Source organism: Nisaea nitritireducens (assembly GCF_014904795.1).
Classification (GTDB): Bacteria; Pseudomonadota; Alphaproteobacteria; order Thalassobaculales; family Thalassobaculaceae; genus Nisaea; species Nisaea nitritireducens.
In genome coordinates this window covers 12653-38692 of record NZ_JACZFS010000014.1, presented here as the reverse complement: position 1 = coordinate 38692, position 26040 = coordinate 12653, and the positions used below count along the sequence as shown (strand labels likewise).

The 26040-nt window shown below is 59.4% G+C and carries 30 protein-coding genes, 1 tRNA gene and 1 riboswitch; of the genes, 11 read left to right on the top strand and 20 right to left on the bottom strand.

Going from position 1 to position 26040, the window contains the following annotated elements; translation table 11 throughout:
- Nucleotides 1–77: 77 nt before the first annotated feature.
- Genes IG629_RS05065 through IG629_RS05050 form a run of 4 tightly spaced genes read right to left on the bottom strand, consistent with a single transcriptional unit; the run spans nt 78 to nt 2081 of the window.
- Nucleotides 78–536 carry a periplasmic heavy metal sensor gene (locus IG629_RS05065; protein WP_028465186.1) on the bottom strand — a complete coding sequence of 153 codons (459 nt, stop codon included), beginning with the start codon at nt 534–536 and terminating at the stop codon, nt 78–80.
- A complete protein-coding gene (locus IG629_RS05060; RefSeq protein WP_193170889.1) occupies nt 533–976 on the bottom strand; it encodes a hypothetical protein in 444 nt (147 codons plus the stop codon). The genes IG629_RS05065 and IG629_RS05060 overlap by 4 nt, the downstream gene beginning before the upstream one ends.
- Nucleotides 976–1545 carry a sigma-70 family RNA polymerase sigma factor gene (locus IG629_RS05055; RefSeq protein WP_193170888.1) on the bottom strand — a complete coding sequence of 190 codons (570 nt, stop codon included), beginning with the start codon at nt 1543–1545 and terminating at the stop codon, nt 976–978. The genes IG629_RS05060 and IG629_RS05055 overlap by 1 nt, the downstream gene beginning before the upstream one ends.
- Before the next feature lie 35 nt (nt 1546–1580).
- Complete coding sequence (locus IG629_RS05050; protein WP_193170887.1) at nt 1581–2081, bottom strand: EF-hand domain-containing protein; 501 nt, start codon at nt 2079–2081, stop codon at nt 1581–1583.
- A gap of 187 nt (nt 2082–2268) precedes the next feature.
- On the opposite strand from IG629_RS05050, the gene IG629_RS05045 reads away from it, so the two are divergent.
- The 3 genes from IG629_RS05045 (at nt 2269) to IG629_RS05035 (ending at nt 5105) form a co-directional block, all read left to right on the top strand.
- Entirely contained in the window at nt 2269–3207 is a 939-nt protein-coding gene (locus tag IG629_RS05045; RefSeq protein ID WP_028465185.1) for a BKACE family enzyme, read from the top strand.
- Nucleotides 3208–3212: 5 nt separating this feature from the next.
- Complete coding sequence (locus IG629_RS05040; protein ID WP_193170886.1) at nt 3213–4019, top strand: shikimate dehydrogenase family protein; 807 nt, start codon at nt 3213–3215, stop codon at nt 4017–4019.
- 120 nt (nt 4020–4139) lie between these two features.
- Nucleotides 4140–5105 carry a response regulator gene (locus IG629_RS05035; protein ID WP_193170885.1) on the top strand — a complete coding sequence of 322 codons (966 nt, stop codon included), beginning with the start codon at nt 4140–4142 and terminating at the stop codon, nt 5103–5105.
- A gap of 67 nt (nt 5106–5172) precedes the next feature.
- On the opposite strand, the gene IG629_RS05030 is transcribed toward IG629_RS05035, so the two are convergent.
- From IG629_RS05030 to IG629_RS04965, 14 genes are all read right to left on the bottom strand, one after another.
- Nucleotides 5173–5967, bottom strand: a complete 795-nt coding sequence (locus tag IG629_RS05030; protein WP_193170884.1) for an FAD binding domain-containing protein — start codon at nt 5965–5967, stop codon at nt 5173–5175.
- Between the two features lie 28 nt (nt 5968–5995).
- On the bottom strand, nt 5996–8359 hold the full coding sequence (locus IG629_RS05025; RefSeq protein WP_193170883.1) for a xanthine dehydrogenase family protein molybdopterin-binding subunit: 2364 nt from the start codon (nt 8357–8359) through the stop codon (nt 5996–5998).
- A gap of 66 nt (nt 8360–8425) precedes the next feature.
- A complete protein-coding gene (locus tag IG629_RS05020; RefSeq protein WP_028465181.1) occupies nt 8426–8884 on the bottom strand; it encodes a (2Fe-2S)-binding protein in 459 nt (152 codons plus the stop codon).
- A gap of 300 nt (nt 8885–9184) precedes the next feature.
- The gene (locus IG629_RS05015; RefSeq protein ID WP_028465180.1) at nt 9185–9820 is read right to left on the bottom strand and encodes an SRPBCC family protein; all 636 of its coding nucleotides are present in this window, start codon (nt 9818–9820) and stop codon (nt 9185–9187) included.
- A gap of 132 nt (nt 9821–9952) precedes the next feature.
- Entirely contained in the window at nt 9953–11668 is a 1716-nt protein-coding gene (locus IG629_RS05010) for a Na(+)/H(+) antiporter subunit D (RefSeq protein ID WP_226886466.1), read from the bottom strand.
- Nucleotides 11652–11942 (bottom strand): hypothetical protein, encoded by a 291-nt coding sequence (locus tag IG629_RS05005; RefSeq protein WP_028465178.1) that lies wholly within the window; start codon nt 11940–11942, stop codon nt 11652–11654. The genes IG629_RS05010 and IG629_RS05005 overlap by 17 nt, the downstream gene beginning before the upstream one ends.
- A gap of 10 nt (nt 11943–11952) precedes the next feature.
- Nucleotides 11953–13443 (bottom strand): monovalent cation/H+ antiporter subunit D family protein, encoded by a 1491-nt coding sequence (locus IG629_RS05000; RefSeq protein ID WP_193170882.1) that lies wholly within the window; start codon nt 13441–13443, stop codon nt 11953–11955.
- Nucleotides 13440–14927 (bottom strand): monovalent cation/H+ antiporter subunit D family protein, encoded by a 1488-nt coding sequence (locus tag IG629_RS04995; protein ID WP_193170881.1) that lies wholly within the window; start codon nt 14925–14927, stop codon nt 13440–13442. The genes IG629_RS05000 and IG629_RS04995 overlap by 4 nt, the downstream gene beginning before the upstream one ends.
- Nucleotides 14927–15328, bottom strand: a complete 402-nt coding sequence (locus IG629_RS04990; protein WP_036553184.1) for a cation:proton antiporter subunit C — start codon at nt 15326–15328, stop codon at nt 14927–14929. Before IG629_RS04990 ends, IG629_RS04995 begins: the two co-directional genes overlap by 1 nt.
- A gap of 3 nt (nt 15329–15331) precedes the next feature.
- On the bottom strand, nt 15332–15769 hold the full coding sequence (locus IG629_RS04985; protein WP_193170880.1) for a Na(+)/H(+) antiporter subunit B: 438 nt from the start codon (nt 15767–15769) through the stop codon (nt 15332–15334).
- Nucleotides 15766–16356, bottom strand: a complete 591-nt coding sequence (locus tag IG629_RS04980) for a DUF4040 domain-containing protein (RefSeq protein ID WP_226886465.1) — start codon at nt 16354–16356, stop codon at nt 15766–15768. The genes IG629_RS04985 and IG629_RS04980 overlap by 4 nt, the downstream gene beginning before the upstream one ends.
- The gene (mnhG, locus tag IG629_RS04975) at nt 16353–16694 is read right to left on the bottom strand and encodes a monovalent cation/H(+) antiporter subunit G (protein WP_193170879.1); all 342 of its coding nucleotides are present in this window, start codon (nt 16692–16694) and stop codon (nt 16353–16355) included. Before mnhG ends, IG629_RS04980 begins: the two co-directional genes overlap by 4 nt.
- Nucleotides 16694–17008: a monovalent cation/H+ antiporter complex subunit F gene (locus IG629_RS04970; protein WP_226886464.1), complete on the bottom strand. Its 315-nt coding sequence runs from the start codon at nt 17006–17008 to the stop codon at nt 16694–16696. Before IG629_RS04970 ends, mnhG begins: the two co-directional genes overlap by 1 nt.
- Entirely contained in the window at nt 17005–17493 is a 489-nt protein-coding gene (locus tag IG629_RS04965) for a Na+/H+ antiporter subunit E (RefSeq protein WP_193170878.1), read from the bottom strand. Before IG629_RS04965 ends, IG629_RS04970 begins: the two co-directional genes overlap by 4 nt.
- Nucleotides 17494–17707: 214 nt before the next feature.
- Between IG629_RS04965 and prpB the strand changes: the two genes are divergently transcribed.
- Both prpB and IG629_RS04955 read left to right on the top strand, forming a co-directional pair.
- Nucleotides 17708–18616 (top strand): methylisocitrate lyase, encoded by a 909-nt coding sequence (prpB, locus tag IG629_RS04960; RefSeq protein WP_193170877.1) that lies wholly within the window; start codon nt 17708–17710, stop codon nt 18614–18616.
- A 121-nt stretch (nt 18617–18737) separates the two neighbouring features.
- Nucleotides 18738–19583, top strand: coding sequence for a branched-chain amino acid aminotransferase (locus tag IG629_RS04955; RefSeq protein WP_193170876.1), 846 nt, complete (start codon nt 18738–18740; stop codon nt 19581–19583).
- Nucleotides 19584–19643: 60 nt separating this feature from the next.
- Here IG629_RS04955 and IG629_RS04950 read toward each other — a convergent pair whose 3' ends face one another.
- The gene (locus IG629_RS04950; RefSeq protein ID WP_193170875.1) at nt 19644–20585 is read right to left on the bottom strand and encodes an ABC transporter substrate-binding protein; all 942 of its coding nucleotides are present in this window, start codon (nt 20583–20585) and stop codon (nt 19644–19646) included.
- Nucleotides 20586–21356 carry an ABC transporter permease gene (locus IG629_RS04945; RefSeq protein WP_193170874.1) on the bottom strand — a complete coding sequence of 257 codons (771 nt, stop codon included), beginning with the start codon at nt 21354–21356 and terminating at the stop codon, nt 20586–20588. It abuts the gene before it with no gap.
- A gap of 49 nt (nt 21357–21405) precedes the next feature.
- A riboswitch (TPP riboswitch) is annotated at nt 21406–21509 on the bottom strand.
- A 114-nt stretch (nt 21510–21623) separates the two neighbouring features.
- Here IG629_RS04945 and IG629_RS04940 point away from each other — a divergent pair.
- The 6 genes from IG629_RS04940 to IG629_RS04915 all read left to right on the top strand — a co-directional run bounded on the left by IG629_RS04940 (nt 21624) and on the right by IG629_RS04915 (nt 26033).
- Nucleotides 21624–23105: an NAD(P)/FAD-dependent oxidoreductase gene (locus tag IG629_RS04940; RefSeq protein WP_319025014.1), complete on the top strand. Its 1482-nt coding sequence runs from the start codon at nt 21624–21626 to the stop codon at nt 23103–23105.
- Complete coding sequence (locus tag IG629_RS04935; RefSeq protein ID WP_193170873.1) at nt 23102–24268, top strand: acetoin utilization protein AcuC; 1167 nt, start codon at nt 23102–23104, stop codon at nt 24266–24268. Before IG629_RS04940 ends, IG629_RS04935 begins: the two co-directional genes overlap by 4 nt.
- Nucleotides 24269–24329: 61 nt before the next feature.
- Nucleotides 24330–24758, top strand: coding sequence for a DUF192 domain-containing protein (locus tag IG629_RS04930; protein ID WP_319025013.1), 429 nt, complete (start codon nt 24330–24332; stop codon nt 24756–24758).
- Nucleotides 24759–24847: 89 nt separating this feature from the next.
- Nucleotides 24848–24924 (top strand) — tRNA-Pro (locus IG629_RS04925).
- 129 nt (nt 24925–25053) lie between these two features.
- Nucleotides 25054–25608, top strand: a complete 555-nt coding sequence (locus IG629_RS04920; protein WP_193170871.1) for a CC0125/CC1285 family lipoprotein — start codon at nt 25054–25056, stop codon at nt 25606–25608.
- A gap of 110 nt (nt 25609–25718) precedes the next feature.
- The gene (locus tag IG629_RS04915) at nt 25719–26033 is read left to right on the top strand and encodes an ETC complex I subunit (protein ID WP_193170870.1); all 315 of its coding nucleotides are present in this window, start codon (nt 25719–25721) and stop codon (nt 26031–26033) included.
- The last annotated feature ends 7 nt before the right edge of the window (nt 26034–26040 follow it).

The following is a 26040-nucleotide window of genomic DNA, read 5'->3' as shown; positions in this document are numbered from 1 at the left end:
GGCCTTTCCGTATCACCTTGTTCTTGCTTCAGAGACGGCTGTAGGACTGAGTTCCTGGGCCGTCTCTGAACGATAGCCTAGTCGTCATTGTCCCTGCGGTGCCTGCCGAGGGATTTCACGAGTTTGCCGCGCTGCTCCGGCGTCAGTTGCTCGACGATATCGATCATAAAGGAATGGGTTTCCGCCCGCATCTTGTCGAAGACTTCATTCATCGATCCCAACGCCTGAAGATAAGCCTCCCTGTCGAATGGTTCCTGCAAAAGCGCGTCCCGAATGGCGTCCCGCTTCTCGCGGGAGGTTCGGCGGGTCTCGCGCATGGCTTTGGAGTGCGCTGTCAGCCTCTCACGAAGTTCTGGCGTCAGGCTGTCACCGAGGCTTTTTTCGATCATCCTGGTCATTGAGTGGCCGTGGCCCGGCCCCTTTGGACCGCCGTGCCAACGGTCGAAGCGGCCTACCATGATGCCTGCGAAGAACAGGTTCAGCGCAATCGACGCAAACAGAACCAGCGCGAGAGTGCGTGTCCGGGTCCAGGTCATAGGAAACTCTCCTCAACGTCCGCGCCCAGCGCACGTTCAACTATGGTCACTTGATCACTTATCACCGTGGTGGTGGTTTCCGCGGGCAGATCCGTGAAGGTCATGCCGACGATGAACCCGGCGGCGCTTGCCGCAACGAGCCCCGCTGCGGGCTGCCACAACCCACCGAACGGCCAGAATGCATTCAACAGCCCTTTCAGGTTCAGATTTGCTGGCGCGCGGACTTCGGCTGGCGACGGAGCAATGGCTATTTCCGGGGCGGCCATGATGGCGTCGAGTTCGAAATCCAGAGCCGCAGCTTCGTCGAGGACGGCACCGAGCGCCGGATGAGCCTCCAGAAGTTGGAGCGCCAGAGAACGTTCCCGTTCGGGCCATTTCGACGGATCGCTTCCAAAGGCATCTGTCAGCTCTCTGAATCTTGCTTCGCTCATGCTTGTCATCAGTGTTCTCCGACAGCCGCTTTTTCATATGTGCCGGACTGTTGGTCCTGCATGATCTCTTTCAACTTTTTCCGTGCCCGCCGAAGCAATGATTCCAGAGCATCAATACTGATATCCATCGTTTCCGCCGCCTCATCTGCCGTCATGTCCTTGAGATGGAATAGCGAGATCGCGACCCTCTGTCGCTCCGGCAAAAGGTCCACCGCATCACGCACGCTCGTCTCCGCTCTTTTCCGAGAGAGGATCTGTTCAGGATTGGGATTGCCATCCTCGATTTCCTGATCGGCGATATCGACCGTTACGCGCCGGGCTCTCAAGCGGTCGATGCATAGATTGCGGGCGATCCGGTAGATCCAGGATTTTGCTTTGCCATCAGGGCTCCACCGGGGAGCATGGGACCAGACCCGGCCGAAGGTTTCTTGCGAAATCTCCTCGGCCTCGCTCTGGCTCCCGAGCATGCGGTAGGCAAAGGCAGATATTGGCCTTTGATGACGCAGGACGAGTCTGCTGAAGGCTGTCTCGCCGCCATCGGCGACGAGACAAAGCAGATCATTATCCGACTCGAGCATGCACATTCCCGATTTTGCGAACCGCTATTACAAGTCTAGCGCGGGCATTCCATCTTGCCAGCGGACATCCCGCCGAACCGTTTGCCATGATGCATGCCACGTTTCTGCATCGGCGGAGTTGTGGCTTCATCCAGTGTGACCACACCATCCCGGTCGCGATCCATATGCTGCATCCGCATGGTACCCGAGCGGGCGAATTCATCGGTGCTGACCACACCGTCGCCGTCGGTGTCCATCCGGTTCAGCATGCGCTGTTGACGTTTCAGGCGCATTTCTTTCCGGGCAGCGTCAATTTCCTCGACACCGATCACACCGTCATTGTTGGTGTCGATCTCGGCAGCGCGCTTGCCATGGGACTGGTAGATCTCGGCCCTGGTCAGCGACTCGTCGCCGTTCTCGTCGGCCGCTTTGAAGCGCTCAAGCATCTGTGCCTTGAAGGCTTCGCCGCCATGTCCGCTTCTCATGCCTTGGCTATGTGCAAGCACCGGGGTGAGGGCGATGGTGCCGAGCAGGGCGACCGCAAAAAGCTTCTTCATTTCGTCAGTTCCTTTGCTGGACTGTCCCGTCTCCAATGAACGGGATATCCATAAAACGGGGCCCGGCAGGAAATCCGTCGCGATTGCCGCTAATAAATTATTTTTTCCCGACAGGCCCTTTTAAACAGCCAGTGCCGGGAGTAGCTTCCAAGCAGTTAATGGAATTGAAAAAAATCTGGAGGAAGCAATGGCGCCGGCTAGTAAGAAAGTGATCATCTCCTGCGCGGTCACAGGCTCTATTCATACACCGACGATGAGCCCGCATCTGCCGATCACGCCGGACGAGATTGCGACTGACGCGATTGCGGCGGCGGAAGCCGGGGCATCTATCCTGCACCTTCACGCCCGTAATCCCGAAGACGGCAGCCCGACGCCGGATCCGGACATGTTCATGAAGTTCCTGCCGCGGATCAAACAGTCCTGCGACGCAGTCGTGAACATCACCACGGGCGGCGGACACGGCATGAGCCTGGAAGAGCGCCTCGCGGCTGCATTCAGGGCGAGCCCGGAGATGACTTCTCTCAATATGGGCTCGATGAATTTCGGACTGTTCCCGATCCTCGACAAGATGAAGGACTTCCAGCACCCTTGGGAGCCGCAGTTCCTCGAGAACTCGCGTGATTTCATTTTCCGGAACACATTCAAGGACATCGAGTACATTCTGAAAGAACTCGGCGAGGGCCATGGCGTGCGCTTCGAGTTCGAATGCTACGATGTCGGCCATCTTTATACGCTGGCGCATTTCGCGGACCGCGGCTTGGTGAAGCCGCCGTTCTTCGTGCAGACGATCTTCGGTATTTTGGGGGGAATCGGTGCGGATGAGGAAAACCTCATGCATATGCGCCGGATCGCCAACAAGCTGTTCGGCGACGATTACGAATGGTCCGTGCTGGCAGCCGGCCGTCACCAGATGAATTTCTGCACCATGGCGGCCATGCTCGGCGGGAACGTCCGTGTCGGGCTCGAGGACAGCCTGTTCATTTCCAAGGGCAAGCTGGCCGAGAGCAATGCCGATCAGGTGGCCAAGATCCGGCGTATTGTCGAGGATCTCTCGCTTGAGGTTGCCACGCCGGCGGAAGCTCGCGAGATGCTGGCGCTCAAGGGCGGCGACATGGTGAAGTTCTAGTCCGCATGTCCGCAACACTCAATATCACCGGTACGACGCGCGTTTTCGGCGTCATTGCCGACCCTATCGCCCATGTACGGGCGCCGATGGTCTTCAACCCGTTGTTCGAGGCAAAAGGCACGGACGCCGTCATGGTGCCCGTGCATGCCCCGTCCGACCGGTTGGAGACTGTGCTGGATGGATTGAAGGCACAGCCCAATTTCGGCGGGCTGGCGGTCACCGTTCCGCACAAACTCACGATCATGGAGCTCTGTGACGAGGTCGGCCGGCAGGGCCGCCTCGTCGGGGCCGTCAATGCCGTTCGCTTTGATGAGCAACGCCGGATGATCGGCGACAATTTCGACGGTGCGGGTTTTGTTGCCGGCATGCGCGCCGAGGGACATGAGGTTACCGGGCGTTCCGTGCTGCAACTGGGGGCCGGAGGGGCCGGGCGGGCGATTGCTTTCGCCCTTGCCGATGCCGGCGTCTCCAGGCTCGTGATCCACAACCGGACACGGGTAAAGGCTGAAGAACTTGCGGCGGCTGTTTCAGCCGCGTATCCGGACGTCCCGATTTCGGTCGGCGCAGCGGAGCCGGACGGTTGCGAGATCGTGGTCAACACCACGTCGGCCGGACTGCATGACGATGACCCGCTCCCGATCGATGCCAAGTTTCTTCTGCCTGACTTGCTGGTGGCAGAAATCATCATGATCCCGGAGCGGACACGGCTGCTCGAATCAGCTTTGAAGAACGGCTGCACCGTTCAGTTTGGTCGCCACATGCTGGATAAGCAGATTGATTTAATTGGCGAATTTCTGGGGTGTTTTCGGTAAAGTTTGACGTGAACGCACCATCGGGTACACAAATGCACGGTAATTCGAACTGATTTCCGCTCAATATTCCGGAATCAGCGGGTGGCAACTCAGTGCGGCACTGTGCCGATTAGGTAGTCCATGAGCAATGATGCGGCAAAGGCGGACCTGGGGCGAATTCGTATCGCTCTCTGTGGTAAGAACCGGCAAGTCCTGCTTCCGGTCCGCTCGGAGCTGATGAGCATCGGCTATCACGAGACCGAGTGGATCAGGTCCGATGAAGAGCTGCGCCGTTGGACTGTATCCGGAATTCCGGATCTGATCGTTGCCGATCATGCTTTGGATGAAGGCGCCGCGATCAAGACCGTGAAAGAGATCCGGAGCGGCGATCTCGGTGAAAACCCTTTTGTCGTTACGATCATGACGACCTGGGCCAATGATCCCGATTCAATTCGCGCTGCGATAAATTGCGGTGTCGATGACCTGATAGTTGCTCCCTATTCAACAGGGCAGCTACTCGAGCGTATCCAGAAGATGATCACGGATCGCAAACCTTTCATCGTGACCAGCGATTATGTCGGTCCCGAACGGCGCCGTGACCCGAGCCGGAAGAGCGACATTCCGACATTCGAGCCGCCGAATACCCTGCGCATGCGTCAGGATGGCGAGAAAGTCGATGCGGCGGGCATCAGAGAGCAGATTGCAAAGAGCAATACCGAGATCACAGAAGAAAAGCTGCGCCGTATCGGCTTCCAGATTTCCTTCCTTGTCGATCTTATTTTGCCGGAATTCGGTGTCGGTGAGTTCGACGGCGAGCTGACGAAAAATCTAGATCGTCTGGCGTCAATGAGCGGGGAAGCGGTTCAGCGGCTAGAGAACACCAAGTACGAGCCTGTGTCCCAGCTCTGCAAATCGCTGCACAAGCTGTCGAGCCGGATTGCGGCAGAACCGGACAAAGCCGCTCCGGACGATGTCGAGCTGCTGAAGCCGCTTGCCCGTGCGATCCTTGAGGCCTTTTTCCCGAGCGAGCAGACCAGCGACCTCGTCGGCCAGATCAGCAGCGCGATATCCAGCTACAATGACCGGCGCACCCGGCCGGCTTCCTGATTTCAGAATAGAAAAGCCCCCGGCACAATGCGACCGGGGGCTTTCCAGTAATTTGATGCAAGCCCTATCAGATCTTCGCGACGGCCCGTTTCGCCATAACGGTGATCAGATGAGCACGATAGTCGGCACTTGCATGGATGTCGGCGTTCAGGTTGTCGGCTGAAACCTTCACATTTGCAATCGCGTCGGCGGAGAAGTTGCCGGACAGAGCGCTTTCCATCTCCGGAACACGGAACACGCCATCCTGACCGGCGCCGGTAACGGCAACGCGGGTGCCGGCCGGACCGTCGGCGACGAATACGCCGACCAGTGCATAGCGTGAAGCCGGGTTCGGGAACTTCACATAGGCAGCCTTGTTCGCGACCGGGAAGGAGATCTTGGTTATGATCTCGTCTTCCTCAAGGGCCGTCTCGAACAGACCTGTGAAGAAATCGTCTGCCGCAATGTCACGCTGGCTGGTGTGGATCGTTGCACCGAGCGCGAGGCAAGCTGCCGGATAATCTGCCGCCGGATCGTTGTTCGCGACCGATCCGCCGATGGTGCCGCGGTTCCGCACCTGTGCATCGCCGATATGGTCGGCGAGCTCAGCAAGCGCGGGCAGGGCGGATTTGATATCGGCGGAAGCGGCGACCGCCGCATGGTTTGTCATGGCGCCGATTGTGACGGTGCCTCCACTGACTGAAATCCCCTTCAGCTCGGCAATGCCGCCGAGATCGACCAGATCGGACGGGCTGGCAAGGCGCTGCTTCAATGTCGGGATCATGGTCTGGCCGCCGGCGAGCAGCTTTCCATCATCCGCACCTTTCATGGCACTCGCCGCATCCGCGACGCTGGCCGGTTTATGATGTTCGAACTCGTACATCTTTTGAGTCTTCCTTCCTGGCTTTCGCTTACTCGGCGGCCTGCAGGGCCGACCATACCTTTTCCGGCGTTGCCGGCATGCTCATGTCCCGTACACCTCGGTCCCAGAGCGCATCGATAACCGCATTGATGACAGCGGGCGGAGAGCCAATGGCCCCGACTTCTCCAACACCTTTAACACCAAGCGTGTTGTGGGTGCAGAGCGTGCCTTCCGTTGTCACATCGAATTTGGGGAAATTGTCGGCGCGCGGCATCGTGTAGTCCATAAAGGAACCGGTCACGAGCTGCCCGCTATCGTCATACGCGGCATATTCCAGAAGTGCCTGCCCGATCCCCTGGGCGACGCCGCCATGCACCTGACCCTCGACGATCATCGGATTGATCACCCGCCCTACATCGTCCACTGCGGTGAACTTGATCACCTCGGTAACGCCGGTCTCCGGATCGATCTCGACCTCGCAGATATGACAGCCGCCGGGGTAGGTGAAGTTGGCTGGATCGTAGAAGGCTTTTTCGTCGAGGCCCGGCTCCAGCTCGTCGTGCGGGAAGTTATGAGGCACATACGCCGTGAGCGCGACTTCGCCGAAAGCCATGGAGCGGTCAGTGCCGGCGACGGTGAAATTGCCGTCCTTGAACTCGATATCGTCGGCTGAAGCCTCGAGCACATGGGCCGCGATTTTTTTTGCCTTGTCGATGATCTTGTCTACGGCCCGGATCAGCGCCTCGCCACCAACGGCGAGGGAACGGGACCCGTAGGTTCCCATGCCGAACTGCACCTTGTTGGTGTCGCCGTGACTGATCTCGATATTCTCCATCGGCAGACCAAGCCGGTCGGAGACAAGCTGCGCAAAGGTCGTCTCGTGCCCCTGACCATGGCTGTGTGTACCGGTGAAGACCGTCACGGAGCCTGTCGGGTGCACCCGGACCTCGGCGGACTCGTAAAGGCCTGCACGAGCCCCGAGAGAGCCGACAACGGCCGACGGCGCGATGCCGCAAGCCTCAAGATATGTCGAATACCCCATGCCCCGGAGCTTGCCCCGGCTCGCGGCTTCCGCCTTTCGGGCGGCAAAACCGGCAACATCGGCAATCTTGGTGGCGGAGGACAGGGTCGCTTCATAGTCACCGCTGTCATATTGTAGGGCCACCGGTGTCTGGTAGGGGAAGGCATCGGCCGGGATGAAGTTCCGGCGGCGGATTTCCACCTTGTCGATCCCGGTCTCACGCGCTGCCTGATCGACGATACGCTCGATCAGGTAGGTCGATTCCGGACGGCCTGCACCGCGGTAGGCGTCTACCGGCACGGTGTTGGTGAAGATTGCCTTCACGTTGGCGTGGATCGCCGGCGTTGTGTAGGTGCCGGCAAGCAGGGTGGCGGAGAGATAAGTCGGCACACAGGGCGCGAAGGTCGAGAGATAGGCACCCATATTGGCCTGGGTCTGAACCTTCAGTGCGAGGAACTTGCCGTTGGCGTCCAATGCGAGCTCGGCGTGGTTGATCTGGTCCCGGCCATGCGCATCAGAGATAAAGGCCTCGCTGCGGTCGGCTACCCATTTGATTGGGCGACCGATTTTCGGCGCCGCCCAGGTGACGATGGCTTCTTCGGCATAATGATAGATCTTGGAGCCGAAACCGCCGCCGACATCCGGTGCCACCACTCTGAGCTTGTGCTCGGGAATGGACAGCACGAAGGCGCCCATCAGCAGACGGATGACGTGCGGGTTCTGACTGGTGGTGTAGAGCGTGTATTCGCCGGTCGCGGCGTCGAATTCGCCGACTGCGGCGCGGGGCTCCATCGCATTCGGGACCAGGCGGTTATTCACCAGATCGATCTTGGTGATATGCGCGGCTTTGGACATGGCCTCGTCGACTGCGGCCTCGTCGCCTATTTCCCAATCAAAACAGAGATTTGAGCCGATATCGTCATGCACCAGAGACTTGTCGGTCAGGGCGTCGGACATGCTAACGGCAGCAGGCAGGACCTCGTAGTTGACGACGATGCTCTCCGCCGCATCTTTCGCCTGGCTGTAGGTGTCTGCAATCACGACGGCGACCTGATCGCCGACATAGCGGACCTTGCCCTTGGCGAGCGGCGGATGTTCCGGCTCAAGCATTGGTGAGCCGTCCTTGGAATGGATCTGCCAGCCGCAGGGCAGGGAGCCGACCTGCATGTCCTCACCCGTGAAGACGGCCAACACGCCCGCTGCAGCCTTGGCCGCAGAGCTGTCGATCGAGGTGATCTTCGCATGCGCATGCGGGCTGCGCAGGATGTAGGCGTAGGACTGACCCGGGCGATTGATATCGTCCGTGTAGTTGCCCTTGCCTGTCAGAAATCTGAAGTCCTCAACGCGTTTTACGGCCGCGCCTATGCCCGTACCCGTGGTTCCGTCCGGCATTCTATCCTCCCGTTTCGCATGGCAGTTGTTCTGCCTGTCTTTTGGAGCGTTTTATGCGTGTTCTCTTTATGCCTGGGCCGCCTGCTGAACGGCTTTGACGATGTTGTGGTAGCCGGTGCAGCGACAGATGTTGCCTTCCAGCCATTCACGGATCTCGCCTTCGCTCGGCTTCGGATTCTTCTTCAGCAGATCGACAGCGCTCATCACCATGCCGGGGGTGCAGAAACCGCACTGCAGGCCATGATTGTCGCGGAAGGCTTCCTGCATCGGGTGCAGCGTGTCGCCGTTGGCGAGACCTTCGATGGTTGTGACATCGGAGCCATCCGCCTGAACCGCAAGCATGGTGCAGCTTTTGACTGAATCGCCGTTCACATGCACGACACAGGCACCACACTGGCTGGTATCACAGCCTACATGGGTTCCGGTCAGGTGGAGCTGTTCGCGGATGAATTGAACGAGAAGGGTGCGCGGCTCGACTTCACCGCTGACAGACTTCCCGTTCACCGTCATGGATACGGTTGCCATAGGCTCTCTCCCAGTTATCTCTTCAAGGCGCCGTTTGCCGGCTCCTGAACTTCAAGGTTCCGACTGTGTCGAATGATTGGATATTTCGACTTCGCGGATCAGTCTCTCCGCCGTTCGGTCCAAGGTCAAGCGAGGATAGGAGAAGCACTGAAATCAGGGACTGGGGAAACCTGTCTGTCTGCAAATTGAGCAGATACTTCATGCTCGATCGTGAAATTCGGGCACAAAAAAACGGCGCGAATTTCGAACTCGCGCCGTTTCTCTCCGTCCGGAATTTGACCGGCGGTTATTCCTGTCAGACTAGAAGTCGAGACCCTGCATTGCGAACCAGACGAGGCTCGCGACGGCGAGGCCAGCGGTCAGGATCGCCATCCAGTGCAGGCTGTGATACTCGTTTTCGGCAGGAACACCATTGTTACTCATCGCTTTTTCCTTTCCGTGGTCAGGAGCAGTCGGCGCCGCAGTTTCGGCGGCCGGAATTTCAGTCGCGCCGGATGCCGCACCGACGACTTCGCTGAAGGTCTTGAAGAAATCGTTCGCCATTTTCTTTGCGGTAGAGTCGATCAGGCGTGCGCCGATCTGCGCAAGTTTGCCGCCGACCTGAGCATTCACTTCATACTTCAGCAGCGTTCCGCCCTCGGCTTCGGAAAGCGCGACCTTTGCGCCGCCCTTGGCAAAACCGGCCGCGCCGCCCTTGCCTTCGCCACTGATCGTGTAGCCGTTCGGCGGATCGATGTCGGACAGGGTTACCGCACCGGCGAATTTCGCTTTCACCGGGCCGACCTTGGCCGAAACCTTGGCATCGAAACCCGTATCCGAGGTCTTGTTGACCTCTTCGCAGCCGGGGATGCACTGCTTGAGTATTTCGGGGTCGTTCAGCGCTTCCCAGACCGCCTGCTTCGGCGCCGGGACGAGATATTCGCCAGTCATGTCCATGGCGGTGAACCTTTCTTGAGAGGGGAATTAACCCGCAGTGTTGCCATTATCATCTTTCCGGCCCCCGTTCCAGACCGGCCAGGCCGTGAGGGATCGATCCGGAACGGTGCGCCGTCAAACCTGATCGGAAAATCAGACAGCCGAGTAGCTGACAATCAATGCCACGAGCAGGAGGAAGGCGACGATGGCCGCCGCGTTGCCGACGCTGCTGATACGGCCGGAAAGACCGCCCGGGGCAAAGACTGTAACAGACGCGGACATTGCGGCTCTTATGACGGATTTCGCATTGTCGGTAACGCCCAGATAGATGATGTCGATAGCGCCACCCAGACGTCCCATAACACGAGGAAGAAAGCGTCTGTAGACCCAGTCGAAATCGAGATTGGTCGACTTAAGTTCCGGGGGATAGATGCCGGTGCGCATCAGCACGGTGAAGGCCAGCGCAGAGAACATCAGCAGTTGAAGCTGGGTTATCACGTGTGCGGTCGTGTAGGGCACGTAGTCGACGTCGAATGGCAGCAGCGCGTAAAGCGGCGCCGGCCAGACACCGATGCCAATGCAGAAGGCGGCGGCGATCCCCATGGCAATCAGCATGTTCAGCGGCGCTTCCTTAGGCCGGCGGCCACTGTCATGCGCGAAGAAGGCAAAGTAGGGGATCTTGATGCCGGAATGGTGGAACACGCCTGCCGATGCAAAGAGCAGCACGGCCCAGACGAACCAGTAACCCTCGTTGGCGGAGGCCGACATGATCAGGGATTTCGAGACAAAGCCGGAGAACAGCGGGAAGGCGGAAATCGAAGCGGCACCGACGACGCAGAATCCCATTGTCCAGGGCATCGATTTGTAGAGCCCACCCAACTCGGAGCCCTTGCAGGTGCCGGTCCGGAACAGAACCGCCCCCATCGACATGAACAACAGCGCCTTGTAGAGGATGTGGCAGAAGGCGTGGGCGGCAGTGCCGTTCAGCGCGAGTTCCGTTCCAACACCAACGCCAACCACCATAAAGCCGAGCTGGTTGTTCAGGCTGTAGGCCAGGACGCGCCGCAGATCGTTTTCAATGACCGCATAGAAGATCGGGAACATGGTCATTGCCGCGCCGATCCAGATCAGCATTTCCGTGCCGGCAAAACCGCGCGCGAGCGTATAGACGGCGAGTTTGGTGGTGAATGCGGAAAGCACCACCGTGCCGGTTACGGTTGCTTCGGAATAGGCGTCCTGCAGCCAGTTATGCAGCAAAGGAAAGGCGCATTTGATGCCGAAGGCCAACAGGATGAGCCATGCGCCGGGCGCATCGAGGCCGAAATGATCGAACGCGATGGAGCCGGTCGCCGTTACGTGCACGATCAGGCCTGCGAGTAGAATAACGCCGGAGCCGACTTGGATAATCAGATAGCGCATGCCGGCGCGATACGCGCTTTCGGTTCCGCTGGCCCAGATCAGGAACACGGACGAAACGGCTGTCAGCTCCCAGAAGACGAACAGGGATATCAAATCGCCGGTGAGGGCTGCGGCGACGGCGCTGCCGGCATAGATCTGCGCAGCGGTTCTCTGCACCGGGTCTGGCTCATGCCATGCATAGATATTACCGAGCAGCGAGGCGATCAGGAAAATCGTCGCGAAAATCCGGGACAGGCTGTCCAGTCGGAGCAGTTCGAGCTCGTATCCGAGCATCGAGACAGCGCCGTGGTTCCCGTCCGGAAGGGCGATCAGATATGCCAGCAGGACGGCGGGAAGCAGGAGCACATAGACCCGGCCGATGCTGTGACTGAGAAACGGGACCAGCAGTCCGCCGAGAATCAGCAGCAGTCCGGGGCTGAGCGGGAAAAACAGATCAACGATCATGGTCATAATAGTCTTCGTCCCGCATCAGGAATACCCGCATCAACTTCGCTGCCAGAACAAGGCCGACACACATAACGAAGCCGTAGATCGCATAGAACCCGAACCACGATTCAGCCTCGAAGTGCGGATGCTTGTGATAGAAGCCGTCCGCCGCGAAAAGCAGAGCGCAGACAACGACGACTGCGACAATGATCTTGTTGACGTTGCGTTGATCGTCGAGCCAACGCGGTTCCTCGTCATGTTTCGGATGGTGCTCGGGGGTCTGTGGATCCGCACTCATGGCAGCAGCCTCACTCAACGATCGGGCGCAGCAACGCGATGATCGCGTCGGCGTAGAAGAACAGGACGAGACAGCCAGCAGCCGTCAGGCAGGGCGGCAGCACGCAGAAGAACGGTGCTTCTTGGATCCCGCCTTTCGCTGGGGCGACAGCAGCGCCTGCCGATGCCGTCGCGAGCGCGGGAGAGGGCCGGAAAAAGCCGCGCGCCACGATCGGCATCAGGTAGGCGATATTGAGCAGCGAGCTGACCATGTAGACCGCGACGACAACGATCATGCCGGTCTCCGCAGCGCCGAGCGCGAGATACCATTTGCTCCAGGTTCCGGCGAAAGGCGGCAAGCCGATGATCGACAGTGCGCCTATACAGAAAGCGCCGAAGGTAAAGGGCATGACGCGCCCAAGTCCCTGCATGTCGCTGATCTCGGTCTTGTGGGTCGCGACATAGATAGCGCCGGCGCACATGAAGAGGGTGATCTTGCCGAAGGCGTGTGTGGCGATATGCAGGGCTCCACCGAGGATCGCATAGTGATTGGCCAGCGCCGCGCCGAGCACGATGTAGCCGAGCTGGCTGATGGTTGAATAGGCCAGCCGGGCTTTCAGGTTGTCCTTGGTCATGGCGACAAGGGAGGCTGCCAGAACGGTGAACGAGGCAACCCAGATCAGCCAGTGAGCCGCCCCGGTCTGGGTCAGCAGGTCGATGCCGAAGATATAGACCACCACTTTCAACACGGTGAACACACCGGCCTTCACGACGGCAACCGCATGCAACAGCGCGCTCACGGGGGTCGGCGCGACCATGGCGGCCGGAAGCCAGCGATGGAACGGCATCAGGGCCGCCTTGCCGATACCGAACATGTAGAGCGCCAGAAGGAACGGCAGCAGCACCGGCTCGATCTGATCGGCGAGGATGCCGCCCTTGGTGAAGTCGAGTGTGCCGGCGGCGATCCAGGTCCAGATTACGGCTGCAAGCTGCAGGCCGATGGAGGTGCCGATCAGGATGCCGAGGTAGATCCGTGCACCGCGCTTGGCTTCCTCGGTCTCCTTGTGGGCGACCAGCGGGTAGGTCGACAGGGTCAGCACTTCGTAGAAGATGAAGAGCGTGAACATGTTCCCGGCGAAGGCGATGCCCATGGCACTGGAGATCGCCAGTGTGAAACACATGTAGAAGCGGGTCTGCTTCTTCTCGCCGTTACCGCGCATATAGCCGATGGAATAAAGCGAGTTGATGATCCAGAGACCCGAAGCGATGCAGGCGAACAGCATGCCCAGCGGCTCGATCTTGAAAGCCAGCTCCAGACCCGGCATGACCTCGAGCAGGGTCAGACCCGGACTTGCGCCCGCCATAACCGCATCGAGCAGAGAGAGCACGATCGCGAAGAGCGCGACGGCGGTCACCAGTGTCACGCCTTCGCGCAGGTTCGGCGAATTCCCGGTCAGCCAGATAAGCACCATGCCGGCGAGCGGCAGGAACAGGGTTGCGAGGAGGGCGGTTTCCATACTCATTGTGCCACTCCCACGAGACCTTCGGCCGCCATCCGGGCAACCCGCGTCGTCAGGCTTGCATCAACACCGAAGTAGATATTGGCAATTACCAGCGCCCAGGTCGGGAGCAGCATGGAGAGTGGTGCTTCCGTCACGGTCCGGCCCGGGATCGGGTCTTTCAGATACGCCACTTCGATAACCCGCCAGATATAGATCACTGCAAGCAGGGAGCTGGCGAGGATCAGGGCGATGAGCACCCAGGCTTCCTGCTCCAGCGCTGCGGAGATCAGATACCATTTGCTGATGAAGCCGACCGTCAGAGGCACGCCGATCAGGCTGAGGCCACTGATTACGAATGCTGCCATGGTCCAGGGCATCTGCCGGGCGATCCCGGACAGATCGTTGATATTGACCGACCGGACTCGGAAGAAGACACAGCCGAGCGCCATGAACAGGGCGCCTTTCATCAAGGCGTGATTGAACAGGTGCAGGGTTGTGGCCATCAGGCCGGTGATGCTGAGGAAACTGATGCCCAGTACCATGTAGCCAATCTGGGCCACACTCGAATAAGCCAGCATCCGCTTCAGATTATACTGATAGATCGCCGCCAGAGAGCCGGCGAACATGCCGGCCAGCGCCAGTGGCATGCAGACCAGCCCAACCATGGGCGCCAGAAAGCCCGAGCCGGAGCCGAAGATGGTGAAGCAAAAGCGCAGCAGCAGATAAACCGCCGCCTTGGTCGCCGTTGCCGCCAGAAAGGCGGTGACCGCGCTCGGCGCGTAAGTATAGGCGTTGGGCAGCCAGTTGTGCAGTGGGAACAGCGCAAGCTTCAGGGCGAGCCCGATGACAATAAAGGCAAATCCGACATCCAGCGTACGGGAGCCGCCTATCGGACCGACCCGGGCGGCGAGGTCCGCCATGTTCAGCGTACCCGTCGCCATGTAGAGCAGGCCGACGCCGATAACGAAGAAGGTCGCGCCTATGGTGCCGAGGATCAGATAATTGTAGGCGGCGGTCAGCGCGCGGCGATCCTGTTTTGCCCCCGCGGCGACCAGCACATAGGTCGAAAGCGACGAAACTTCCAGAAAGACGAAGACGTTGAAGGCATCCGCTGTGGCTGTGATGCCGAGCAGTCCGGTCAGGCAAAGGATATACGCTGTATAGAGAAGAGAGTGTTGGTTTTCAGGGACTTCCAGCTCGAAGCTGCGCTTGGCAAACGGCAGTACAACGGAGGAAATGCCGGAAATGATCAGCAGCACAAATCCGTTGCTCGCATCGACCCGGTATTCGATGCCAAGCGGTGCTGCCCAGCCGCCGATCGCATAACTGATCGGACCGGTTTCCAGCACCGTGTTCAGCAGGTAGATGCTGCAGAGGAAAGCGCCAATACTGACGAGCAGGGTGAAAAACCAGGCCAGGTTCCGGGCCCGGAGCAGGCTGCAGATGGGGGCCGCGATCAGCGGACCGACTACCTGCAGAACCGGCAAATGGTCGACGGCGATCATCAGGCTGCATCCCCCGTGCCTAGTCGCGCACGTTCGGTCGTGACGACGGCATTATCCATGCCTTCCAACTCGTCTTCCTCAATCGTGTCGTAGCTCTCGCGTATCCGCACAACCAGGGCGAGGCCAAGCGCCGTTGTTGCAATGCCGACGACAATGGCCGTCAGGATCAGGACGTGCGGCAGCGGATTGGAGAACAGTTCCGGCTTGCCTGTCAGGATCGGCGCGGTGCCTCCTTCGGCCTTGCCGAGCGAGATGTAGAACATGAAGACAGAGGTCTGGAACACGTTGAGACCGACTATCTTCTTCACCAGATTGCCGCGGGCGATGACGATATAAAGCCCGATCATCATCAGGACGACGACGATCCAGTAGTTATATTTGTCTAGGAACAGCTCAAGCATGGCTTACCAGTCGTCATCCTGAATTTCATGGGTCCGGCCCGCATAGGCAAAGAAGATCGCGATCATCACGGCTGTCACTGTCACGCCGACGCCGAATTCGACGACGAGAATGCCGAGATGCTGTCCACCGGTCGGCGTGGATGCCAGAACGTCATAGTCGAGGAAAGTGCCGCCGAGCAGGAGCGATGCGATGCCGGTACCGGCAAAGATCAGGACGCCGAGCGGGATCAGGATCGCGAGCCAGCTATCCGGGAAAGCTCTACGCGCAGCCTGGACGCCGAAAATCAGGGCGTAGAGAACAAAAGCCGCAGCGAAGATGACACCGGCCTGAAAGCCGCCGCCAGGTCCGAAGTCGCCGTGGAACTGAACATACAGTGCGTAGAGCAGGATAAACGGGATCAGCAGTTTGGAGACCACGCGCAGGATCAGATGATGTCTCATGCATCCTCTCCCTTGCCGCTGTTGGAGCTCTCGTCGGCCTCTTCATCCTCGCGGCGGCGTCCAAGCAGGAACAGCACGCCGATACCGGCCGCAAAGATCACGGCGGTCTCCCCCAGCGTATCGAAACCACGATAGCTGGCCAGGATGGAGGTGACGATGTTCGGAACCTGGATGTCATCCCGGGAGCCGGCGATGTATTCCGGCACAATATGCTGGAAGCCGGGTGCGTCGGTCGAGCCGAAGGGCGGCATATCGACTGTGCCGTAAATCAGCGCGGCGCCGATGCCGATCGTAACGAAAAGCGGGCCGATATGCAGCTTGATCGCGTGTTTCTCACTGCGCCGGGTGAGGGTCATCGCCCCCAGCATCAGCACCGTCGAGATGCCCGCGCCAACGGCCGCTTCGGTGAAGGCGACATCGACGGCATCAAGGGTCACGAAGACGGCCGCAGATATCAGGCTGTAGATACCGGAAAGCATTGCTGTCGCGAAGAGATTGCGGGACCGCACGATGCCTATCGCGGTGATGCCGAGCAAGGTCATCAAGGATATATCGACGAGGATATTGATGATGCCGGATTCCATCATGCTTTCTCCGTCGTTTTCGGCCGGAGGTCGGCTTCCGGCACTCCGAACGGCCGCAGGCCGACGGCATTGGCCGCGTTGGCCAATGCATGTGTTGCGGTCGGGCTGGTGAAGAAGATGAAGAGAGAAATCATCAGCAGTTTTACGGTCACGATGGACCAGCCGGCCTGCAGCATCATGGCGATGAGCAGCAGCTCGGTGCCAAGCGTATCGGTGATGCCAGCGGCATGCAGCCGGGTGTAGAAGTCCGGCAGCCGGAGCATGCCGAGTGTACCCGTAAAGATGAAGAACACACCGGCCAGGATGAATGCCCAGGAGGCCAGATCGATGATCATTTCCATCAGACGGCCCCCCCGTTCTTCCCGTCGGCCCCGTTCCTGATATCAGCACTGTCGGCGACACCGAGGTTCCTGTAGCGGAAGAATTTAAGGATCGCGATAGTGCCGATGAAATTCATCAGGGCGTAGAGCAGGGCGATGTCCAGAAAATCCGGTCGGCCACCGATAAAGCCGAGCACAGCGATCAGCAGGACCGTCTTGGTGCCGAAGCTGTTTCCGGCAAGCACCCGATCGTAAAGGGTCGGCCCGATGAGGCCGCGAGCCAGCGCCATCAGCATCGGAATGATCAGGCCGGCGGCGGCCGCGGCAAACATCATCGGTACTTCAACTCCATGGCCGTAACCCGTTCATCCATATCGCTTTCGATCAGCCCCGTTGCCATGTCCTCGGTGATCGCATGCACCAGGATCTCATCATCGTCGATATCGACGGACACCGTGCCCGGTGTCAGCGTGATGGAATTGGCGAATGTGGCAATGCCGACATCGGTTTGCTGGCTTGCTTTCACCCGCACCATGCGCGGCGAAATTTTCATGTTCGGAGAGAGGACGATCTTCGCGACGTCGATATTCGCCTTGCCGATCTCCTTGGCGAGCCAGATCCAATACTGGATCAGTTTCGGGCTCAAACGGATGTGAACCGGGAAACCGTCAAGTCGGTCCATACGGATTGCGAGAAACAATGTCAGGACGACGGACGCGATACCGAATCCGAGGACCAGCTTGTTGTCGAGACTGATCGATCCGGACAACAGCATCCAGAAAGCGGCAAGGCTCGCCCCCAGACCTAAGATGTGCCTCATCGACGCGTCTCCCTCGCGTTTATCCGACCAGATTCGTTTTTCAGTCCGCAGACAGCGATCTGGTGTACCAAGAACCAATCCGACAGCACGCCAGAATTGTCAATATAGTGATGACAATGCAATGACACGAGGACGCGGCTGAGTGCAATCTCTGAAGCGCGAAATTAACGAATGAAACGCCTGGTAAGACGGTGCGGAAGAGGGAAGAAAAAATATGGCATGGCTCCTGCAAAAACAGGTCGGGTCTCCGGCGGGCGATCGGCTGGCAGCGCTTTGGGACCGGCGGGAAATTGTACGGATCCCTGGTGCGCATGACGCCCTTTCCGCTGTCATTGCGCGCGATACAGGGTTCGAATCGCTCTATCTTTCGGGTGGGGCGCTCTCCGCGAGCCTGGCGCTTCCCGATCTCGGCATGATGACGATGGAGGAGCTGGTCCATCAGGTCCGTATCATCGTGCGTGCCTCACAACTTCCTCTGATTGTCGATGGCGATACCGGATACGGCGAAGCACTGAATGTGATGCGGCTTTGCAGAGAGCTGGAAGAGGCGGGCGCCGCCGCCGTTCAGCTTGAGGATCAGATGCTGCCGAAAAAATGCGGTCATCTGTCGGACAAACTGCTGAACGACACAACTTCCATGAGCGCAAAGATTGCTGCCGCTCGCAAGGCTCGCAGTCATCTGCGGATTATTGCCCGGACGGATGCCATGGCGTCCGAGGGGCTCGATGCTGCAATCGCCCGGGCCAAGGCGTATGTCGCTGCCGGTGCTGATGCAATCTTCCCGGAAGCGCTTACTGAAGAAGCGCATTTCAGAGCCTTTTCCGAAGCGCTCGACGTTCCGCTGCTGGCGAATATGACGGAGTTCGGCAAGACGCCGTATTTCACAGCTGAGCAATTCCAGGAGTGGGGTTTCAGCATGGTGATCTGGCCCGTGACATCCCTCAGGGCCGAAGCCGGGATTGTCCGTGCGCTCTATCAGCATCTGGCGGAGCATGGCGGGCAGGAAGGCTTCCTCGATCGCCTGATGTCCCGGAAAGATATCTACGAGCACATTGGGTATGGAGATTATGAAGCGCTGGATGGGACCATAGCTGCCAGCGTCGTACCCGATACGGATACCTGATCGGCTGACAAATGGCTGTCAGCATGGCTTGTGGATTGTCACCGTGACAAAGTTTGTCTGGTCTGTTTCGCCATAAAGGACAATATTGCTGTCCTAATTTGTTGCGCGAGGAGATCTGCAAATGAAACAAATATTCTGGTATCGCGGTGAATGGCTATCAAACGAACCCATGCTGTCCGGTCCGCTTCAGATCGGATTCTGGTCGGCAAGCAGCGTATTTGACGGTGCCCGCGCCATTAAAGGCGCGATGCCGGACATCGAACTGCATTGCCAGCGGGTCGTGCGCTCGGCAAAGGCCATGCTGCTGACGCCTGGACTTGAGCCTTCTGAAATCGAGGCCTTGTGCCGGGAGGCGGTGCAAAGGCTGCCGCAGGATCTGGATTACTATATCCGGCCGATGTTCTTCTCTACGGGGCAGGGAGTGGCGCCCGAGGGGGACGATACGGAATTCGTGCTGGCTGTCTTCGAGGCGGCGCTGCCCGATCCCGTTGCCGGCTCCGCATGCCTGTCCACCTTCCGGCGGTGTGCGATCGATCAGGGGCCGACAGACGCCAAGGCGGGATGTCTCTATCCGAATGGGCAACGCGCGTTGAAGGAAGCCCGGGATCGCGGTTTCGATCTGGCTCTTCTGCTCGATCCAAATGGCAATGTCGCCGAGTTCTCGGTGGCTAATATCTGGATCGTGAAGAACGGCGTGGCGCGGACACCGGCTGCCAACGGAACCTTTCTCTCGGGCATCACGCGGCGCCGGTTGATCGGCTTGTTGCGGGAAGAGGGCATGCCGGTCGAGGAAGTGACCCTGACCGCCGATGACATCCACGCGGCGGATGAAATCATGGTCTGCGGAAATTACGGGAAGATCCAGGCGATCAATCGGTTTGAAGATCGCTCCTTGACCCCGGGGCCTGTGTTTGAGCGGGCCCGGCAGCTCTATATGGGATTTGTGGAAAGTACGCGGACGACTTGACCGCCGCTTAATGAACGGCCCGCCCCGCATGTCCGTCCGGGACATGCGGGGCGCTGCCGCTTACTTCAGTTCTGTCGTGTAAGCATCTGTTTTCACGTCTTTAGTGACTAGGCCGGCCTCTTTCATGAAGGCGGCGAAGCGCTCGTAGCGGCCACGGTCGAGGGCCGCCGGACGCAGGGCGAAACGGGGCAGGGTATCGCGCCAGGCCCGCTTGTTCAGCTCGTCATCCAGCTCCTTGCGACCATCGATAAAGGCCATCCAGGCATCGCCCGGGTGGTTGACGATGTATTGGGTCGCTTGCTCCACGGCGGAGAGGAACTTCTTCAGGCGCGGATCGTCGAGACGATCCTTGTGCGCGACATAGATCAGCTCGTCATAGGGCGGCACGCCTTCCTCTTCGACAAAGAAGGCCCGGCCCGGCTTGCCGACGATATCCATCTGGTTCAGTTCGAAATTCCGGAAGGCGCCGATCACGGCATCGACCTGGCCCGAGATGATCGAGGGTGAGAGCGAGAAGTTCACGTTGATCAACTCGACATCAGAGAGCGTCAGTCCGTGTTTCTTCAGCATGGCGCCGAGTAGGGCGTCCTCAAAACCGCCGACGGAGAACCCGACCTTGCGGCCTTTCAGATCGGCGATGGATTTCACCGGCCCGTCCTTCAGGACCACGAGTGTGTTCAGCGGTGTGGCGACCAGCGTGCCGAAGCGCACCAGAGGCAGGCCTTCAGCCGCCTGGATGTGGAGCTGCGGCTGATAGGAGACGGCGATATCCGCCTTTTTCGCAGCAACCAGTTTCGGCGGATCGTTCGGGTCGGCCGGGGCGATCAATTCGACTTCCAGGCCTTCATCGGCAAAGAACCCTTTTTTGTCGGCAACGATCAGCGGGCCGTGATCAGGGTTGACGAACCAGTCCAGAAGGACGGTCAGCTTGTCTGTTGCATTGGCCGGCGCTGTGCCGAGGACGATCAGCGCGGCGAGAAGCGCGGCGGTCCGGGTGAACATTCAGTTTCCTCCAGTATGCAATGTTGGCCGGGCTTCGCCGGCTTGCCAGGGCATGGTCGCCCTGAGCAGGAAATCGATCCCGTAATAGAGCGCGATGGCGAGGATCGAGAGTGTGAAGAGAGCGGCGAACATGACGTCGATCTGCAGACGGGCATTGGCATGCAGCATCAGGTATCCAAGCCCGGCGCTGGAGCCGACCCATTCGCCGACAATCGCACCGATGGGTGCCACGGCCGTGGCCACGCGCAGCCCGGAGGCAAAGGCGGGCAGGGCGGCCGGCAGGCGGACATGCAGCAGTAGCTCGAGACGGTTGGCTCCGAGCGTACGGGCGCAATCGATGAAGAGCGGATCGGTCCGGCGCAGGCCGTCAAACATCGCAGCCGTAACCGGGAAGAAGATGATAAGCGCGGCCATGGCGACCTTGGACGCCATGCCGTAGCCGAGCCAGAGGACGAGGATCGGCGCAAGCGCGAAGACCGGCACCGCCTGGCTGATGACCAGCACAGGCAATAGCCATGGGCGTATCCGGGCGGACCAGGCCAACATCAGCGCCGTCGTGCCGCCGAATAGGGTTCCCAGGGTAAGGCCGAGAAGAATTTCGGCCAAGGTGATCGATCCGTGGCGGGCGATCAGGGACGCTGACCGGATCCAGGCCTCTGCGACGGGCAGCGGGCCGGGCAGGATGTAAACGGGCGTGCCGCTGATACTGACAATGAGCTGCCAGACGGCCAGTATCCCGGCGAATATGATCAATCCGCGGACCACATTCATGGGCCATCACCATGATGTTCGAGATCGGTGATGTTGCGGAAAAGGTTGTGCGTGATCATCGCGTTCTTCCTACGCCGGCATTACCCGGATCAGGTTTAGGGTCGTTCCTCCCGGAACCTCTCAGCCGCTTTCGCAGCTCCCCTGAATTTCCGGCGATCATGGGCGAGCTTGCGGCCTCATGCAAGCCACCAGATTGTGCCCCTCTGGATGAGAGCGCCAAAGCGCGCTAACTAGTGATGGAGAAACAAGACGTTCTGTGGGGATCATGTGAGCGACGCAGGCTTGGCCATTGGACTCGATGCACTTGAGGCGCGGGTCGCGGAGGATCTCCGGACCGTTTCCTATCCTGACGCGGCCTGGGTGCCAGAGCGGCATGCTCCGGACGGGAGCCCGGTCCTTGATGTACTGATTATCGGTGGCGGGCAGGGCGGTCTTGCTGTTGCCCACGCCCTCAAGCGCGCCCGTATCGAGCGTGTGCGCATCGTGGACCGCTCGCCGAAAGGGTTTGAAGGCCCTTGGCTGACCTATGCGCGGATGCCCACACTGCGGTCGCCGAAAGAGGTCAACGGCCCCGATCTTGATATTCCCTCGCTCGCCTTCCGGTCATGGTTCGTTGCGCAGCATGGCGGCGCGGCCTGGGAGGATCTCAACAAGATCGCAAAAGAAGACTGGGCCGCCTACCTGCTTTGGCTGCGTCGCGTTCTCGAAATCCCGATCGAGAACGAGGTCTCGGCGGAGCGGATAACGCCCGCACCGGACGGAGATCTGATCCGCGTGGACCTTGTTGGCTTGAGGTCCGGCATCCGGGAGCAGGTTCTTGCGCGAAAAATCGTGATCGCAACCGGCATTGAAACGCCCGGAAAATGGTGGACGCCGCCGGAAATAAGCGGGCTCGATCGGCGCTTTTGGTCCCATGCGTCCGAGAATATCGATTTTGCGAAACTTCGCGGCCGCCGCGTCGCCGTGCTGGGGGCCGGCGCGTCGGCGTTTGACAATGCTGCGACGGCGCTTGAGGCAGGTGCGGCTCGGGTAAGTATCTGCTGCCGGCGGGAGGAGTTGCAGCGCGTACAGCCTTTCAAATGGCTGTCCTTTCCCGGCTTTCTTGGACATTTCTCGGATCTGGATGACGCATGGCGCTGGCGCTTCATGAACCATCTGTTGAGCTTGCGCGAAGCCTTCCCGAAAGAGACCTGGGAGCGGGTTGCGAAACACGATAATTTCGAGCTTCTGACCGGTGCTCCATGGCTGGCCTGCGCCATCACTGGAGATCAGGTCGAGATTGAGACCCCGAAAGGAAAGCTGGAAGCAGATTTCCTGATCGTCGGAACCGGCTTCGCAATCGATCTTTCGGCGCGGCCGGAGTTTTCCGATATCGCTGTGTCGGCGGCCACCTGGCGCGACCGATACAGCCCACCGGCCGGCGAGGAAAACCCACGTCTAGAATCCTTCCCCTATCTCGATCCGACATACGCCTTTCAGGAGCGGGATGCCGGGACAGCCGGATGGCTGCGGAATGTGCGGCTCTTCACCTATGGTGCCACGCTCAGTTTCGGGCCTTCCGGCTCTTCCATCAACGCGATGAAGTTCGCGGTTCCGCGTCTTGTCTCCGGGATTGTCCGGGATCTGATGCTGGAAGACGTGGAGCAGCACTGGGAAAGTCTGAAAGCCTATGACCTTCCGGAATTCCTGCTCCCCGACGAGGAAGGAACGGTCGCGCCCCAGCAGGCCGTGATCGGCAGGACCGCATGAGTGGCCTCGCCTCCCTGGCACAGCGCCGAGCGAATCCCGCGATACCGGATGCTTTTCCTGATCGTCCGATCCTGATCGGCAGCGAGATCTATCGAAAATCGCGCTATGGCGCGACGCACCCGCTCTCGATCCAGCGGGTAACGCCGGTGATGGATCTCGCCCATGCTCTCGGCTTGCTCGACGAAAGCCGTTTCGTCGACAGCCCGATAGCAACACCGGATGAACTCGCCCGCTTTCATGCTCCCGATTACATCGCCGCCGTGGTCGCGGCCGAAAGGGACGGATATGTCAGCGATGAGGTGAAGGAACGCTACAATATCGGTCGCAGCGGAAATCCGGTTTTCCCGGAGATCTTCAGCCGCCCGGCAACCGCAGCGGGTGCGTCCTTGCTGGCCGGACGATTGCTGGCCTCGGTCGAGCGCGGGACCATTCACTCCCTGGCGGGAGGCACGCACCACGGACGCCCCGCCATGGCCTACGGTTTTTGTTACTTCAACGATCCGGTGCTCGGCATTCTGGCCATGCTCGATGGCGGGCTGTCCCGCGTTCTCTATGTCGATCTCGACGCCCATCACGGCGACGGTGTGCAGGATGCCTTTCATGACGAGGATCGTGTCCTGACCGTTTCCATTCATGAGGATGATCGTTGGCCCCGGACCGGCCCGGCCGATGACAGGGCCGGCGGCATGGCTCGGAATTTTCCGGTTCCAAAGGATATGAACGATTCGGAGCTCCGGTTCCTGATCGAGGAGGCGATCCTGCCGATAGGGGAGGAATTCCGTCCGGACGCAATCGTCATCCAGAGCGGGTGTGACGCTCTGGCCGATGACCCGCAAAGCAGACTGTCGCTCTCGAACAATGCGATCTGGGAGGCCGTTGAGCGCCTTTCAGCTCTTGCGCCGCGAATTCTTGTTGTTGGAGGCGGCGGCTACAACCCCTGGGCGGTTGCTCGTTGCTGGACCGGGATCTGGGCGCGCCTGAACGGTAGTGATCCGCGCGGTATCTCTCTCGGAAGTGAAGCCGAGAGTATTCTGCGGGGCTTGTTCTGGAACCATAGCCGTGGCCGTAATCCACCCGAACATTGGTTCACAACCCTGGCTGATGTTCCGTTAGAGGGCGAGGTGCGATCAGCCGTGCAGGATCTGGCTCGTTTGCTCCCATGATGATGAACTGGCAGAAACCGCTTTGACCCACACCATAAAGATAATCACTGGCGCGATACTTGTGCTCGGATTGTTGGCGGTCGTTCCTTTCGCTGCATCGGCCGAAGACAGTGCGCGTCTGATTTTGCACCGTGGCGATACAGGGCATGTCTTCACAGTCGAGGTTGCGGACACACCCGAAGCTAGGGCCTCGGGGCTGATGTTCCGGAAAGAACTGGCGGAGGATGCCGGCATGCTCTTCATCTATCCGGGAAAACAAAAGATCTCGATGTGGATGAAGAACACGCTGATCTCCCTCGACATGCTGTTCCTCGACCGGGACGGAACGATTCTGCACATCTCAGAACGAACAACGCCGTTATCGACGCAAGTGATCTCCTCCCGGTTTCGCGTGAAGGCCGTTCTTGAGGTCGTTGCGGGAACTGTCGCGCGCCTTGGACTTCGCGCAGGCGATCGCGTGGAGCACAATCGCTTGGCGCCGGGACGCTGAACGTCGAAACATGACACTCGAGTATTGCGCTGGTCGTTCAAAAGCATTACCAAGCGTGCGCCCGCTGGAATTGTTGCTGCGGGCCTTGTCGGGGTGTAGCGCAGCCTGGTAGCGCATCTGCTTTGGGAGCAGAGGGCCGGCGGTTCGAATCCGTCCACCCCGACCATTCACATTATATTGATGTTCTGTGCACCGCTGATGTGATCTTCAGCTGGTAATTGCGAATGCGTCTTATTATCCTGGGTGCTGGCCTGAGCACTTTCTTACGGTGCCGCCGTCTGCTGGGAGCAACGTTATGAACATCGAACAGTCGAGTTTTTGCGCTCCGCGTTTGCGAATTCCGGCATTGCTGTTTCTGGTTTTGTTGCTTCCGGTTCTGGCGGGATGCGCATCCCCTACACCTTATGCGCCACTGACCGACCGGTTCGGCTATAAGGATAGCAGCATAGAAAGCAATCGGTACCGGGTGAGTTTCAGCGGAAACTCGTCGACGGACCGTGAAACGGTCGAAACCTACCTGTTGTACCGCGCCGCCGAGCTCACGCTGGAGAAGGGCGCTGCCTATTTCCTCGTGGTCGAGCGGGATGTCGAAAAGACCGACCGCTACCTGAACTATTCTTATGCCCCCTTCGGCTATGCCGGGTACGGCTACTACGGCTATCACGGAGGATATTATTTCCGGCACCGTATTTACTCCGGACCCGACGAAAGCGTACCGATCTCCCGATATGAGGCCATCGCGGAAATTGTCGTAGGTGGCCCCGGACTTTCCTCAAATAAAGCGGACCTCTACATGGCCAAAGAGGTCATCGAAAATCTCGGGCCGAAGATCGTTCGACCGAAAAGGTGAGTCTCTGCTGCATTGACCTTGGAACGCCTTTGAGCGATACGAAACCCAAGGGTGTTCCGCTGGGGCGCCAGAAGGTCCGTAAGGGTCTCGGGTACGAGGAGAGATTTCATATGTCAGTGCGGATTTACCGGCCGAGCAAGACGGCCATGCAGTCAGGGCGGGCCAAGACCAAGCGCTGGGTGCTGGAGCCAACTCTCGATACTGCCCGGCTGCCGGAACCTCTCATGGGCTGGGTCAGCAGCGGCGATACCAATAATCAGGTCCGGCTGACTTTCGAGACCAAGGAAGAAGCTGTTGCCTACGCCAAGAAGCACGAACTCGACTACATCGTGCAGGGCGACCACAAGCGCAGCCTGAAGCCGAAAGGCTATGCCGACAATTTCGCGGCCGACCGGTTTGCGACCTGGGGCACCTGGACGCACTGATCCGGCC